Origin of the sequence: Lonsdalea britannica (assembly GCF_002111595.1) — a bacterium.
Classification (GTDB): Bacteria; Pseudomonadota; Gammaproteobacteria; order Enterobacterales; family Enterobacteriaceae; genus Lonsdalea; species Lonsdalea britannica.
In genome coordinates this window covers 240,897-256,017 of record NZ_LUTN01000001.1, presented here as the reverse complement: position 1 = coordinate 256,017, position 15,121 = coordinate 240,897, and the positions used below count along the sequence as shown (strand labels likewise).

Annotated in this window: 11 protein-coding genes and 1 pseudogene; 3 read left to right on the top strand and 9 right to left on the bottom strand. The window is 58.6% G+C overall.

All coding sequences use genetic code 11. The annotated features are described in order from the left end of the window. Positions 1-4: 4 nt before the first annotated feature. Positions 5-358 carry a type II toxin-antitoxin system RelE/ParE family toxin gene (locus AU509_RS01095; RefSeq protein ID WP_085650943.1) on the bottom strand — a complete coding sequence of 118 codons (354 nt, stop codon included), beginning with the start codon at positions 356-358 and terminating at the stop codon, positions 5-7. A 421-nt stretch (positions 359-779) separates the two neighbouring features. Then, positions 780-2,234, bottom strand: coding sequence for a sugar porter family MFS transporter (locus tag AU509_RS01090; protein ID WP_094117438.1), 1,455 nt, complete (start codon positions 2,232-2,234; stop codon positions 780-782). Positions 2,235-2,649: 415 nt separating this feature from the next. On the opposite strand from AU509_RS01090, the gene AU509_RS18085 reads away from it, so the two are divergent. The 3 genes from AU509_RS18085 (at position 2,650) to AU509_RS01080 (ending at position 5,064) form a co-directional block, all read left to right on the top strand. Next, positions 2,650-2,808, top strand: a complete 159-nt coding sequence (locus tag AU509_RS18085; protein WP_176223437.1) for a hypothetical protein — start codon at positions 2,650-2,652, stop codon at positions 2,806-2,808. A 134-nt stretch (positions 2,809-2,942) separates the two neighbouring features. Continuing rightward, positions 2,943-3,950, top strand: a complete 1,008-nt coding sequence (locus AU509_RS01085) for an alpha/beta fold hydrolase (RefSeq protein WP_094117437.1) — start codon at positions 2,943-2,945, stop codon at positions 3,948-3,950. Positions 3,951-4,113: 163 nt separating this feature from the next. After that, positions 4,114-5,064: a D-2-hydroxyacid dehydrogenase family protein gene (locus AU509_RS01080; RefSeq protein ID WP_208640017.1), complete on the top strand. Its 951-nt coding sequence runs from the start codon at positions 4,114-4,116 to the stop codon at positions 5,062-5,064. A gap of 40 nt (positions 5,065-5,104) precedes the next feature. On the opposite strand, the gene AU509_RS01075 is transcribed toward AU509_RS01080, so the two are convergent. The 7 genes and pseudogenes from AU509_RS01075 to AU509_RS01045 all read right to left on the bottom strand — a co-directional run bounded on the left by AU509_RS01075 (position 5,105) and on the right by AU509_RS01045 (position 14,966). Continuing rightward, positions 5,105-5,740, bottom strand: a complete 636-nt coding sequence (locus tag AU509_RS01075) for a glutathione S-transferase family protein (RefSeq protein ID WP_094117435.1) — start codon at positions 5,738-5,740, stop codon at positions 5,105-5,107. 115 nt (positions 5,741-5,855) lie between these two features. Next, positions 5,856-7,619, bottom strand: coding sequence for a tannase/feruloyl esterase family alpha/beta hydrolase (locus AU509_RS01070; protein WP_094117434.1), 1,764 nt, complete (start codon positions 7,617-7,619; stop codon positions 5,856-5,858). Positions 7,620-7,909: 290 nt separating this feature from the next. Next, a pseudogene (locus tag AU509_RS01065) lies at positions 7,910-8,937 on the bottom strand (NADP-dependent oxidoreductase). Between the two features lie 238 nt (positions 8,938-9,175). Further along, on the bottom strand, positions 9,176-10,291 hold the full coding sequence (locus AU509_RS01060; protein ID WP_085650995.1) for an NADH:flavin oxidoreductase/NADH oxidase: 1,116 nt from the start codon (positions 10,289-10,291) through the stop codon (positions 9,176-9,178). 379 nt (positions 10,292-10,670) lie between these two features. Further along, positions 10,671-12,017: a carboxylesterase family protein gene (locus AU509_RS01055; protein ID WP_085650950.1), complete on the bottom strand. Its 1,347-nt coding sequence runs from the start codon at positions 12,015-12,017 to the stop codon at positions 10,671-10,673. Positions 12,018-12,358: 341 nt separating this feature from the next. Then, entirely contained in the window at positions 12,359-13,381 is a 1,023-nt protein-coding gene (locus tag AU509_RS01050; RefSeq protein WP_085650951.1) for an LLM class flavin-dependent oxidoreductase, read from the bottom strand. Positions 13,382-13,628: 247 nt separating this feature from the next. Next, on the bottom strand, positions 13,629-14,966 hold the full coding sequence (locus AU509_RS01045; RefSeq protein WP_094117433.1) for a neutral/alkaline non-lysosomal ceramidase N-terminal domain-containing protein: 1,338 nt from the start codon (positions 14,964-14,966) through the stop codon (positions 13,629-13,631). Positions 14,967-15,121: the final 155 nt, after the last annotated feature.

Below are 15,121 nucleotides of genomic sequence, written 5' to 3'. Positions count from 1 at the left end.
AGCGTTACTCCTTCTTATTTAATTGATTGAGATACTTCGTGAATTCTCGATCGGCCAGCGGGATCATCTCATCGTAAAAGCGCTTTTCATGACCAGCCTTATTGCCTGCACACAGCAGAATACCGGTACGGCGCGGGTCAAAGGCGAAAAAAGCGCGTATGGGATCCCCCCGGCTTTGCACTCTCAGCTCTTTCATATTGCTGTAGCGGGAACGTTTGACTGTATCGACGTAGGGTCTTGGCAACATCGGTCCCTTTTCCCGCAACACCATGAGCGCCGCAAGTACGCAGGCCCGGTCGATATCGCATAACGAACAAAACCAAACGTCAAATGTTTCTGTTGTTTCAATGACCCACACACGACCTCCTCATCACTATAGGTTGAATGCTATATAGGTGTAAACCTATATTTTGATGATGTCGTGATAATGGGCGTGATGCACTCACGTCCGTCAGAAAGCCCGAGAAGCATTGAAGTATTCCGTCGATGTTGCAGCGACGCGACAGGCACCTTGCGGGCGGTGCCGCGGTTTAGGTTGATGAGATTAAAGCGCGTCGGCCTAACGGACAGCACGGCATCAATCAGAAAGGACAAAAATGGGAGGTGTTGGGCGGGTAAACGGCAATGACTCAAGGAAGAAAGATATTGCCCCGACGCGGCAGGAGCCGTCACGATGAACAGGGGAGCTCGTCATCCCTGACAAGATCCCCTCACGGCTGAGACTGACCGTTCATCCCGTGGGTATTACGCAGCGAAGCGGTGTGACGCCTCGCCGTACATTAGTCAGCCTGCGTCTCGCTATCGCTATCTTCACCGTATTTATGGCGCATATGTGATTCGATCTGCTCCAGGCTTTTTCCGCGCGTTTCCGGCACCATCAACGCGATAAACAGCAAAGAACACACGTTAATCACCGCGAAGATGAAAAAAGTTTTACTCCCGGCAAACGCCATCACCGGCGGGAAGCTCAGCGCAACCAGCGCATTGAAAATCCACTGTACTGAAATGGCGGTCCCGGTCAGTCGGCCGCGCAGCTGCATGGGGAACAGCTCAGACATCAGCAGCCAGTACACCGGCGCGATAAACATCTGCATAAAGAACAGGAACACCAGAATACACAGCAGGGCGATGTAACTTTGCGTCAGATCGGCGGGCAAGAACGTCAGCACGGCGCCCAGCGACACCTGCGCGGCGATGACGAAGATGAAGCCCGTCATTAACATCCGACGTCGCGCGAAACGGGTGACGGCCCAAATCCCCGCCAGGGAGGCAATCACAGATACCACCCCGTTCCCAATGGTCGCGGTAATGGCCGCCGTGGTGCCGAGACCGGTGGATTTCAGGATAATCGGGGTGTAGTACATGAACGCATTCACCCCGGTAAACTGGAGCGCAAAGCCGAGTCCGATGCCGATCACCAACAGCCTCAAGACCCACTTTTCACGCAGCAGTTCGCCGACTTCAGGCCCACGCGCCGCTTCCCGGGCCTGTTCACGCATCTCCTTCAACTCTTTACGGACTTCACGCGGCGTCTCGCGAAGCTCCTTCAGCACCTCTTTCGCTTCACTGTGGCGCCCTTCCGACACCAGCCAGTGCGGCGAGACGGGCACGAAGAACGTACCGACGAAAAGCAGCACGCCAGGCACCATCGCGATAGCCAGCATATACCGCCACATGTGCCCTTCATTCAACAGATAGCTGAGCGCGGCGCTGACCACATAGGCGACGAGCTGCCCCGTCACAATCATCAGCTCATTACGGCTGACAAGCGGCGCTCTCAGTTTCGGTCCGGCGATTTCCGCGATGAACACCGGCACGGTCGACGATCCGCCCCCCACGGCCAGTCCCAGCAGAAAGCGCATCACGACCATTGAGGTGACAGAAGGTGCCAGCGCGGTCCCCAGTGAACCGGCGACAAACAACACCGCAAGGCTGCGCAGCGTGATACGACGGCCAAACTTATCGGAGAAAAATCCGCTAAGGAAGGAACCTACCGCAGCACCAAACACCAGTGAAGAGGCGACCAGTCCTTCGGTGAAAGACGTTAACCCCAAGCCCCCGTCTGCCGTAGGGGCAGACATATAAGGTAATGCGCCTGAAATAATCCCCGTGTCATAACCAAACGCCAATGCGCCCATCGTCGCGACCAGCACGACGAAAAAGATCCTCTGTCTGACGACTTCTGCACGGGAGAGTTCTTTAGTTCCTGATGAATCAGAATGTTGGTCATCCATAGTCTTCTCTTTTAATTGATAGTCTGATGAAAGAGCTTTCCCGAAAACGCCGGGTAATTTCGTCAACGCACAACGTTAAAAGTGTAGACGTCGCGATGCCGTAGAAAGGTTAAAGCGAAAAATAATATTGGCCTGCGACGGTTCCGCCTTCGCGGCGAAGGATGCGGCCGCTGACCTATATTGACCTAAAATTTCATTTATTTTTAATTATTTACACTCGAGACGCCTTCGTTTTTCGGCGATGCCGCGACGATCGCTGGCCTACGTCAAAAAGGATAAATTCAGAGTCATCCGGTTCGTTCTCGGCAGGCAGCGGCCAATAGTTGCTCATAAAACAACCCATTGAGTCGTGTGCCCAGCCTCATTCGCCGTTCATGCAGCGCACACGCCCCATCGACGTTAGGGGAGAATCACCATGAACAAACCTTCCGCCAACGCAGGTAAAACGGCTCGCGTGACCGGCGCTTCCCACGGTATCGGCCAAGACATTGCCCGCGTGATGGCGTTTCCATCCGGTGAGGATAGAGGTTGGATCAACGTTCAAGTCGTTCGCGCCAATGGCGGATTTGCCTGATTGTTGCCGGTGCGTCACAGTCCCATTCCTTACCGCTCATTTCTGGAACAGTAGTGAATGCGAAACGTTGTGCCGCGGTGAAAAAAGAAATCATGCTAAGGTTCTTGAAGGACAATTCATCGGAAAGGTCAATCATGTCTCGAGTCGTCAAACGTCTGTTTTTCACGCTGGCGGTGTCATTCTGTGGCGCGCAATCCGCCCTCGCCGCCCCGGTCTATGGTCCGCAGCTTGAAGGGTTCACCTACCCTTATCCGCTGCGCCACTTCGCCTTTACCTCTCAGGGCGTTCCGCTGGAAATGGGCTATATGGATGTCGCCCCGCAAGGCCCCGCCAACGGCAAAACCGCCGTGTTCCTGCACGGAAAAAACTTCTGCGCCGCGACCTGGGACGATGCGATCAAGGCGTTGAGTCGGCAAGGCTACCGGGTAATTGCCCCCGACCAGATTGGTTTTTGCACCTCCACCAAACCCGAACGCTATCAGTACAGTTTTCAACAGTTAGCCGCCAATACTCATGCGCTGCTGCAGAGTCTCGGCATTCATCACGCGATGGTGGTCGGCCACTCGACCGGCGGGATGCTGGCGACGCGTTATGCCCTGATGTATCCCGACGCGGTGCAAAAGCTGGTGCTGGTGAATCCTATCGGTCTGGAAGACTGGAAAGCCCTCGGCGTCCCCTACCGCACGCCCGATCAGTGGTATGAGCGCGAATTAAAGACCTCCGCGGCCAGTATCCGCAACTATGAACTGAACACCTATTACGTCGGGCGCTGGAAACCCGCCTACGACCGTTGGGTCGACATGCTGGCCGGATTGAATCAAGGCCCCGGACACCAGCGCGTCGCCTGGAACTCCGCGTTAATCTACGACATGATTTTCACTCAGCCGGTCGTCTATGAATTTTCCGCGTTGCAGATGCCGACCACGCTCATCATCGGGACGGCGGACACCACCGCCATCGGCAGCGATATCGCCCCCGCGGCGGTCAAAGCGAAGCTGGGCCATTACGACCAGCTCGGCAAAGCCACGGTAAAACGGATCCCGAAAGGTGATCTGGTGGAGTTTGCCGGTCTGGGACACGCGCCGCAGATGGAAGAGCCTGAACGTTTCAACCGCGCCCTGTTGCAGATCCTGAACCGCTGACCGGCTGACGTCCGCGAAGGGGAAGTGTTCACGCGGCGTTCATATTACTGACATTAAGAGAGCGCTGATTTAAGCATCGCATTCACTGAAAAAGGCATGAAGGACGCGCGCACTCTTTGATAGCGGCGTCCATTGGCGCTAGCCTCCAGAAGGAGCCATGAGCATGATAAAGATAGCGATTATTGATGATTATCAGGGCATTGCACTGTCCTGTGCAGACTGGTCCGCCGTGCAGTCTCGGGCAAGCATCGACGTGTTTTGCGATCATCTGTCCGACGAGTCTGCGCTGGTTGCCCGACTGCGCCCTTTCGACGCCCTCTGCGTGATGCGCGAGAGAACGCCGCTGACGGCCAGCCTGCTCGCCCAGTTGCCTAACCTCAAATTCATTGCCTCGACGTCCGCCCGCAATGCGTCTATCGATGTCGCGGCAGCGCGCGCTCAGGGCATCACGGTCAGCGCCACCCAAGGGCGCGGCAACGGTGCGCCGGAACTTACATGGGCGTTGCTGCTGGCGGCTGCCCGACACCTGCCCGCCGAATGCGCGTCGCTGCGATCCGGAGGTTGGCAAGTAGACGTAGGGGCGGACTTGGAGGGCAGCACGCTCGGTATTCTCGGACTGGGAAAAATCGGGGCTCGGGTCGCCGCCATTGGCCGGGCCTTCGGCATGAAGGTCATCGCATGGAGCCAGAACCTGACGCCGGAGGCCGCGCAGGCCGCGGGCGTCACTCCGGTCGATAAAACCACGCTGTTGCGTGAATCCGACTGGCTCTCGCTGCATCTGGTGCTGTCGGATCGCACGCGCGGCATTGTCGGCGCGTCCGATCTGGCATTAATGAAACCCACCGCGTGGTTAATTAACACAGCGCGCGGGCCGCTAGTCGATGAAGGCGCGTTGATCGCGGCGTTATCACGACGGACGATTGCCGGCGCCGCGCTCGACGTTTTCTCCACCGAACCGTTGCCGGACGATCACCCCTTTCGCACGTTGAACAACGTAATCGCGACGCCCCACATCGGCTTCGTCACCCACCACACCTACCGTATTTTCTACGAGGAGACCGTGCAAAACCTGCTGGCCTGGCTGGACGGCTCGCCGATGCGGGTCATGGCGTAACGCGGGGCGCACGCTTTCAGCGCCGTCTCAACGAGGATCTTTAATCTCGTCGCTCAGGCGCGCCATTATTACCGTAGAGAACAAAACCGGGGCGTTCGCACAGCGTCTGGTAAAAACGCGCCACGGCAGGCAGTTCGGGCTTAGGGAACGGCGTCGAATACCAACGATGCGTCGAAAGCCCCAACACGATGTCCGCCAGCGTAAAGCGGGAACCGCAAACGAACGCGCCGGTGCTTTCCAGTACCCCATCCAGCAGCGTCATGCGTTGATTCCACAGCTGAATACTGGCCTCAATGGCCTGGGGGTTAGTGTGCGCGGCGCTTTTTCGCACCAGCCCCATATAGGCATAGACCCAGGCGTTATTTAATTCCGTCGCCTGCCAGTCCATCCACATCTCAACCTGCGCACGCGCCGCCGGGGCGGCAGGAAGGAGCGCCTCTCCGCCATAGGCGTTGGCCAAATAGCGGCAAAGGGTATTCGACTGTCCCAGCACATGGTCTTCATCTATCAACACCGGGATCATGCCATTAGGATTGATGGCGAGAAACTCAGGAGAGGACAGCGATAATGTCCCTTGTCCCCAAGGCTCGTGTTCAAACGGCAGCCCGAGTTCATGACAGGTCCACAACACCTTACGTACATTGATGGAAATTTCACGTCCGAGAATGGTGATCATAGCGAGACACCGACTTCTGAATGAGTGGAACCACTGGTTATAGCATGAAAAATAAGACGGCGGCCACACAAGGCGGCCGCCGTCCGACGTCATCACGCACTTAGCAATCGCGGGCTTATTTGACGACCAGCTTACCGTCTTTCGCCTCATAGTTTTTCTGGTTATCGGGGCCGATATATGACCGAGCCGGATTACCAAATGCCACGCGGAAAAAGGCTTCCGACATGACCGGCCGGTAGTGACTGGCGTCGTTAGGATCGCCCTGACCGGTGTAACGCGCGATGTAAGGATAAGGATAAACCGGACGGGTCGCCTTAAGCTCAACGGCCGGCGACGCGATCGGCGAGCTTTTCTGCTGTACGCCGTGGAACCGCACTTCCGCCGCCGACTCCCCTTTCGCCGATGCGGCCGCAGGCGGCATCGGGCTTTTCGCCTGCGCGGCTTTACCGGTCACGATCCACTTCGGCGCTTCGCCCCGCTCCGTCCAGGCCATCAGCGGCGTCAGCAGGTCCATCTGGTCATAGCCTTCTCCGTTACCGCAATGGCCGACACCGGGTAGCAGGAACAGGCGCATAAACGTATCGACAGAGGCTTTGCCCAACGTGGTATTTACGCCCCGGTAGTAGGCCAGCGAGAATGCCGGGCTCACCGAATCGTCCGCCAGACCATGCCACATAATCAGTTTTCCGCCGTGCTGCATAAAGGGACGCAGGTTGGTATTGGCCGCGTTATACAACGGCGCGAGCTGCGCTACCGCATCGAAATTTCTGCGATTAAGCGGAAAATCACTCATTTTGCTGATCGGCTGCTTGCCGGGCAGCAGCACCGACTGTAGGGCTGGCAGCACCATCGATTCCGATATGCCGCGTTCCGTCGCTTTAGCCGGAACAGGCCAGCGCAGTTCGGAACCTATCGGCAGGCCGCCGAGCACGAAGCGATTCCCTGAGACGTCGCCCGCTCCCGTATACAGTTTTCGGGCGACCTCAATCTCATCCTGCGTCAGACAGTTCGATTTGTCGGTCTGCTTTTCAGCGCATCGCTTGACCCAGTTCGCCGAAAACGAGCAGGCATACGGATTTTGCAGCAGGCCATCGTTAACGCCGGACAGCGTCGGACAGTGTTTCAGCACCGCCTTATGCAGAATGGCCAGACGATCCTGCAACAGGATCGCGGTGCCGTCCGGACGCTGATTCGCTACGCTGTTCCAGCCATGGAAGAACGAGTTCTGGAACTGGAAAAACGCGGCCGGCGCACCCGCCGAAATGCCGTTGAAATCTTCCGGGTAACGCTGCGCTTCCATCAGGGCTTCGCGCCCGCCGTCGGAACACCCCATGAAGTAGGCATAGCGCTGCGGCTGGCCGTAATATGCGGCCACCAACGCTTTAGCCAACACCGCCGTCAGATGGTTGGCGCGGTAGGCGAAGTCGATGCGTTTCTGAGGATCTTCCGCCCAGGAGGCATCCATCATGCTGCCCTGATGTCCCATATCCGTCGCGGCGACTACAAACTCGCCGTTCACGGCGGGAACGCAGCCGTTGGCGTTGGATAGGCGCAGATTAATATTGCCGCACAGACCGCCGCAGCCGACCTGCAGAAAACGCTGTGTCCAGTGCTCAGCCGGAAGCGCTATCTCTACGCCGATGGACGGCGCAATGGTCGCTGATATTTGGCAGAAGTTCCCCTTCTCGGTTTTCGTCAGGGTGGCCGAATGAAGGGTCACTTTTCCCCCGACCGCATTGGAAAACGCCATCGCCCCCAGTTGCTCGCAAGAGACCACCGGCTGGACGACCGGCAGCTCGGCGGCCGACGCATTCGACGCCGCAAAGGCGACAAAAAGGCAGGCGGCCAGCGGTTGCCATAGCCCCATTACGTATTTCATCCCAATCCTCATTGATCTGTTCCTGTCATGCGGGCGTGATCCCGTCATCCGGCCCGCGCTCGTCTTCGTCACAGTGCGCACGGAGGCCCACATAGCGCCACGCGGACAACCCAGAGAAATGATAGACGTTTTCGTCTTGACCCGGAGCGGATTTTCACAACCTTTTCAGTCCGCTATGAAGGTAATCACGCCCGGCGCTCCTGCGTTTTAACCGGAAGATACCCGACCGCTTAGCGCCGTCGCTGCTTGCCCACTCGCGCCTGATCACCCCGCGAAGCGCCGTCAACGATTCACGCCGGATCGTTAAGACGCACCACGACCTTGCCGAAATTTTTACCCGCCAGAAGATTCAGGAAGGCCTGTGGCGCCTGTTCCAAACCATCGGCAACCTCTTCGCGAATTTTCACCTTCCCGTCATTAACCCACCCCGTCATGTCATTCAGGAAAGTCGCCCAACCGTCGGCATAGTGATCCAAAATGATAAACCCCTGGATTCGCCAGCGTCGGGTCAGCACATCCATCATCGTCTGAGGCAACCGATCCGGCCCGGTCGTGGAATGAATGCCGTTATAGTGCGAGATCAAACCACAGACCGGCACGCGAGCGCCGACGTTAAGATGCGGCATGACGGCGTCAAATACCTTGCCCCCGACATTTTCGTAATAGACGTCGATCCCGTCGGGCGTCGCTGCCGCCAACTGGTCACTAAAATCGGCCGCGCGGTGGTCCAGACAGGCATCAAAGCCAAGCGATTCGACGGCATAGCGGCACTTGGCTGCTCCACCGGCCACCCCGACCGCTCGCGCGCCTTTTAGGCGGGCAATCTGCCCGACGACGGAACCGACGGCCCCCGTCGCTGCCGCCACGACGACGGTTTCGCCCGCTTTCGGCTCGCCAATCTTCAGCAGCCCGTGGTAAGCGGTAAACCCAGGCATCCCCAGCACGCTCAGAGCGAGGGAGGGATGCCGAATACGCGCGTCGATAAGGCTGATATCGCGGCCGTCCAACAGCGCATAGGTCTGCCAGCCGCCATCCCCAACACAAGATCGCCCTCGTTAAAGTCTGGATGGCGTGAGGCGATCACCCGGCTGACGGTAGCGCCGACCATCACCGACTCCAGCGCCACCGGCGGCGCATAGGATGGCGTATCGCTCATACGTCCGCGCATATAAGGGTCGAGCGAAAGGAAGTCGTTTTTCAGCAGCACCTGTCCGTCGGCAGGCTGCGGGTTCGGCGCGGATTCCAGTCGAAAGAGGTCGAGTTCGGGCGCGCCGTCAGGACGACGTTGCAGCACGATACGGTGATTAGTCGATGTCATAGTCACTCCCTGCTTGTGGTAATCGCTTCGGAAATCGACAGGACGCATAACGGCGGAATGCGGTCCAAACCTTGCTTTCCTTGAATGGGACCAGCAGGTATGTCCGTCTGCCGTATGGCTCGTCTTTCGAGGCAGAGATCACGGCCCCTCCGCGTCTCGTCGTCCCCCGAAGCGATGCGAATGTTTATGGACGCCGAGTCGATGGCGGTCCGATGTCACGTAAGACGCGGCGCCAACGCTATGACGACAGCTTGCCCGCGCCGTGATAAGTCTTAAGCCAATGCGCATAGGGTGCAGGCAGCACGTCCTCTGGGCGGTCGACGTTCAGCGCCTGCGCCAACACATACGGATAGTGTGGATTGGCCAACATCGCTCTGCCCATCATCACCAAATCCACCTGTTTCTCCGCTACGACGCGTTCCGCCAGCGCTGGCTCGTCGACACCCCAGCCGACCGCAACCGGCACCCCGGCGCCGCGGCTCACTTTCTCGGCGATAGGCGCCAACAGGGCGGGCTTCTCCCACGGAATGTGGGTGTCGGGAATAACGAAGTTGATGCTGACGTTTAGCAGATCCAGTCCGGCTGCCCGCATCCGCCTGACCCCTTCAATAGACTCCGCCAGCGTACGTTCGTCATTTCCGTCAAATTCGATCACGCCGAAGCGCGCGGTCAGCGGCAGATGTTCAGGCCAGACATCGCGCACCGCCGCCAGCGTTTCCAGTAGGAAGCGACAGCGATTCTCCAGATTGCCGCCGTAGCGGTCGTCGCGATGATTGCTGTGCGGGGAGAAAAAACTCTGCGCCAGATAGCCGTGTGCGAAGTGTAACTCCAGCCATTCGAAACCGGCATCGCGAGCGCGCCGCGCGGCGCTGGCAAAACTCCCTGTGACCCGGTCAATCTCATCGAATGTCATGGCTTTCGGCACGCGCGGCAACGCGCCGCCGAAAGCGATGGCCGATGGCCCCCACGTTTCCCAGGCGCGCGGATCGTCAGTCGGTAAATGATCGTCGCCGTCCCACGGCCGGTTGGCGCTGGCCTTGCGTCCGGCGTGCGCGATCTGGATACCGGGAACGGCGCCCGCGGCCTTGATTGCCGCCGCAATGCGCGCCAGCCCTTCCGCCTGGGCGTCATTCCAGAGTCCCAGACAGTGCGGCGTGATGCGACCTTCAGGCGACACCGCCGTCGCCTCGACGATCACCAGACCGGCTCCGCCCCGCGCCAGTCCCGCATAGTGAACCTGATGCCAGTCGTTGGTGAGTCCTTCTGTGGCGCTGTACTGGCACATCGGCGGCACCGCAATGCGGTTACGCAGGGTAATGTCCTTCAGTGTGAATGGAGTGAACAATACCGACATATCGAACCTCGCTTTCTGTGAATGGAATGGGCGGACACGGTCGCCGCGCAGCGGCAGCGCGATGGACGCGATATAGAGGAAGTCAGCACAGGCGCAACGTCGAACGGGCCGCCGAGTAAGCATGGTTGATTTGTGGATCTTTTGCCCGGTTAATTATTCATTACGCCAATCATTCAGGGAGAAATCACTGTGCAACAGGGGTATCCGGCTTTTAAGGGAAAGGCTGGAAGGCATTCCGTATGGGGGAAGCGATGCCCGTCTTCAGGCATCGCTACGTTTCGGCACGAGGGAACACATCAACGGTTTAACAGCGCAAAGCGGCGGCAAATCCGTCTCTGCCAAATGAAACCGCCGTCGATCGCATCAGCGGCAATACACCTTAGCGGTGTTGACGGAACAACCACTCGCGAATGGGTTCAATCGTGTAGGCAATGCGCCAGGTATTGCGATGTCCGCTCGCCCCGGCTCCTGACTGGTTCGGGGGGATCACCGTACCTTTGGCAAATGAGACATAGTTAACTGGGCAGTCCTGATCTTCGATAGCTTGGCTGGCCTTGCGGAACTGCTCGGCCGACCACGTCCCTTCCCAAACGGCGGTCGCCACCTTCACACCCTCTTTTTTCAGGACCTCAGTGATCGCGTTTTGTCCCGGAAAAGCCTTGTCGTCATCCTGCGACACCAGAATCCACAGTTTTTGTTTGGCGAGCGGTTTAACCAGCGCCGGATCCCATTGCCCCGCCACCAGGAACGAGGCGGCGAAGAACGTCGGATATTTGATATTCATCGCAATCGACATCATGCAGCCGCCGGACTGGCCAGTCGCGTAGAGTCGGTTGCGATCGATACTGTAGCGTTCCGTCAGTGACGTAATGAGATGGATGGTCGCGTCCAGCGCATCGGAGGTTTTCGAGTCGTCATCCGCGATAATTTCGGCGTATTGCGGCGCCAGCACGAAGGCCGGACGTTGAGCCTGATCGGACGGGCTGGCCCACGCAATAGCGCCTAATCCCTGATAGAGCGTGGAACGGGTTACGTCGCTGGTGGCCCCGGCATCGTGCATAAATAAGACCAGCGGATAGGTCTGCTTCGGATCATAGTGCTTTGGCACAAACAGGTTGTAGCGCAGCATTTTGCCGGTTTTCGCATCGGTAAACGTCAGCGATTCGAAGTCGTCGACGACAAGATTTTCGACTTTCGTCGTCGTCAGTGTAGTCGGCGTTGCGGCAAGGCGGCGACCGCTCTCGGCCTTGAGATCGCCGGTTTGATGCACCTTGGCGACAGGGGACGCATAGGACGTGTCATACACCGGGATGTCCCCCGCTTTGCCAGGACCGCCGTGGCCACCGGACGAGGGCGGCTGACCGCCGGGCTTGGCGTCCATTTTTTGCGCCAGCGGCGCGTTCGCATCCTCCGGCGATAGGGTAACGATGACGAAATGGCCCTCGGCGGCCTGATCGGCAGGATTGGCCGACGTGCTGGCGAAGACGCCGGTGACCGTGCGGCCTTCTACGCTGAAATCGGCCTTATTCAGGGACGCGCCGCTGATGGCTTCGTCATATTCTACGGCCACCGCGGTCATCCGAATGCCATCGCCGAAGACCTGCGTAATAGCGCTGGCGCCCTTGACCTCCCCGCTTACGCCTTGCCTGGCGAAGGCGGAGGTGTTGATCGCTATCATGGCGCCAGACAGCAGGCTCATCATCAGAAAATCACGACGTGTTGGCATGGTTCATCCTTTCATTACTAGGTCGTTTAATCTCGTCGGTCGCGTACCGCGTCGGCATCATGCGCCACCCTCGCTTACCGTTCAGGCGGGCGAAAATATCACCGCCGTCGACACGCTATTTACCATAGACCGTTTTCGGTCGTCATTGTTGCAATCCCCTGAAGTCATTACGAATTTTTTACACTTAGCGCTGTGTGGCCCGATGACGGAGGTGGGGAAAGCGCAAAACGGCAGGTGAAAACGCCTGTTTGCAGACAAAAACGAATGCGTTTTCTGCACGGCTGAGAAAGCGGGACGAACCGGCGGATAACCCGCGCCGGTTCGTCCCCTCGACGGCAAGGTTAACGCCAGCCTAAGCCGGGCGCGACCTGCGTCAGTATCGATTCAATCACATGCGCATTGTAGTCCACGCCCAGCTGATTGGGCACGGTCAACAGCAGCGTATCCGCCTCGGCAATCGCCTCGTCCTGAGCAAGCTGTTTGATGAGCTGCTCCGGCTCGGCGGCATAGCTGCGGCCGAAAATCGCTCGCGTTTTATCATCCAGAAAACCAACCTGATCGGCTTCCTGTCCCCCGCCGCCGAAGTAGGCGCGATCCCGATCGTCCACCAGCGCGAAGATGCTGCGGCTGACTGATACCCGAGGCTCGCGCGTGTGCCCCGCCGCTTTCCAGGCTTCACGATACGCCCGGATCTGTTTGGCCTGCTGAATGTGGAACGGCTCGCCGGTTTCATCGTCTTTCAGCGTGGAGCTTTGCAGATTCAGACCAAGCTTGGCCGCCCACATCGCCGTGGCGTTCGAGCCTGCGCCCCACCAGATACGCTCGCGCAATCCTTCCGAAAAAGGCTCAAGGCGCAGCAGCCCCGGCGGATTGGGAAACATCGGCTGCGGATGCGGCTCGGCAAAGCCTTCCCCGCGCAGCGCATCGAGCAGCACCTCAGTATGGCGACGCGCCATGTCCGCGTCGGTTTCGCCCTCGGCAGGCTGGTAACCGAAATAGCTCCAGCCGTCGATCACCTGCTCAGGCGACCCACGACTAATGCCGAGCTGAAGACGCCCGCCGGAAATCAAATCCGCCGCGCTGGCGTCTTCCGCCATATACAGCGGGTTTTCGTAACGCATATCGATGACGCCGGTGCCGATCTCAATGCGACGGGTTTTCGCCCCCACGGCCGCCAGCAGCGGGAAAGGCGAACTGAGCTGACGTGCGAAATGGTGCACCCGAAAATAGGCGCCGTCCGCCCCCAGTTCTTCCGCGGCGACGGCCAAATCGATGGACTGCAGCAGCGTATCCGCCGCCGAACGCGTCGCCGACTGCGACGAAGGCGTCCAGTGGCCAAACGACAAAAATCCTATTTTTTTCACGAGGCAGGTGTTCCTTATGTGTGGATGGCGAGTCGACGACGACACCGTATCGCCCATACGTCAACTTTAGACAAGACTACGCAGAAAGACGAAAACCGACCAGAAGCACCGCACAACAGGCAAAAAACCATAGCGCGCTGATTACCTCGTCGGATATCGTGTCCGCGCCGGGCATACCGAGTCCCCTCCGCAGCCGACTGGGAGACAACAGGGCGCAAACCTGCCGTCTGCGCCACTCGCTCCACGCTTATTTCTGCCTTTGTAACGCATTGCCTATCATCGTGGTGAAGTTATTCACGATGGCCTCTTCCGCACAGCCCGCCTTTAGCGGACTCGCTTTCACTTCGAAGATCGAGTCGGGGTATGAGGCATCGTCCGGAATATAGCCAATGCGATCGTTGACGATAGAAGTGAGGATCGTTTTGCGCAGTGGCGAGCTTTGCGCCAGTCGATAGCCGATACGGGTCATCACTTCGCCCGACACCCCCGCCAGCGCCGTATCGTTCAACATGACCAGACCCAGGCGAAGATTCACGTTTGCAACCTGGGTTTGGTTCATGTTCTCCATCGTCTCGGTCCCCTGCTGCGTCGGGCAGCTCACCACTTTTTCCTCTGCCCGAATGTTGACCCGACGGGTCATGTCAATGGGCTTGATGTTGCGGGCTACGTCCACAATGGCCTCGCCCACCGTCTGACCCTGCGTCGTCGCCGCATTCCAGGCAAACGCGGCGTCGTTCTCATCGGTATCCGACAAACCAGCGCGGAAAATCCGCGGGTTCTGATCGGCAATGGTTCCTACCGACCATAACGACACCGCATTCCCCCCGAGCGTTTTCTCCACATAGTGTGCGGCGACGCCGGCCAGATCGCCGCTGATCTGTTTGATGCCGAGCGTCGTCACCGAGTGAACCGCGTAGTTCGTCAGCAGCGCGATGGGTTGGCCGTCCAGCGTGTCGAACTTCATCACCCACAGGCCTTTGTCGGACGGCCCGGTGGGATTCACGCCCATAATCCAGCCATCGGCGGTATATTCGTCGCGATTCACATTGACGTTCACCGTCCCTTTCCCGACGCCGAAACGTGCGGGTTTGGCCTGCTGTTCAGACTGACGAAGCGCTTCGATCATCGTGGTGTAGAGGCCTTCGCTCCAGGCCAAAGACGTCGTCGTTCCCTCATGGGCCAGTGCGCCCGGAGAGACATCACCGACCCGCGGTGCGCTGTGGTCGTGCGTGGCGAAGATCAGGATGTTGGCGAACGGTATCTGCAGCTCTTTTTCAATCCGTTGACGCACCGTCGTCGTGTCGCCGACTTCCATGCTGTCCACCGAAACCAATGCCACTTTGCTGCCGCCGCTATCGATGAGCAGCGTGCGCAGATAAATCGGATCGTGCACCCCGACGAAATCCCCGCCCATCGGGTTCATCTCTTTCAGGGTGCCCGGCGTGATATCCACTTTAGCGGCCCCGACGCGCAGCAGGCCGTGCTCCGCCGCACAGGCCGGCGCCAGCAGACTGCCAACGCACAGTATCGCGCCCAGCGCGAGGGAGGTTAGGTGTAACACGGGAAGAGCCAAACGATTAGACATAGTTGTTTCCTTTCAACAAGTTGGCATAGCCGAAAGCGCCGGGCCGGTCCCCACCAGGCGGTATAGTTGACTGCGGCTGCGATCGCTCACGTCACCGCAGCCGATAATCCGCACTCCTGCCTGAGCAGGGCGACAGCAGACAACGCCGTTTCCAT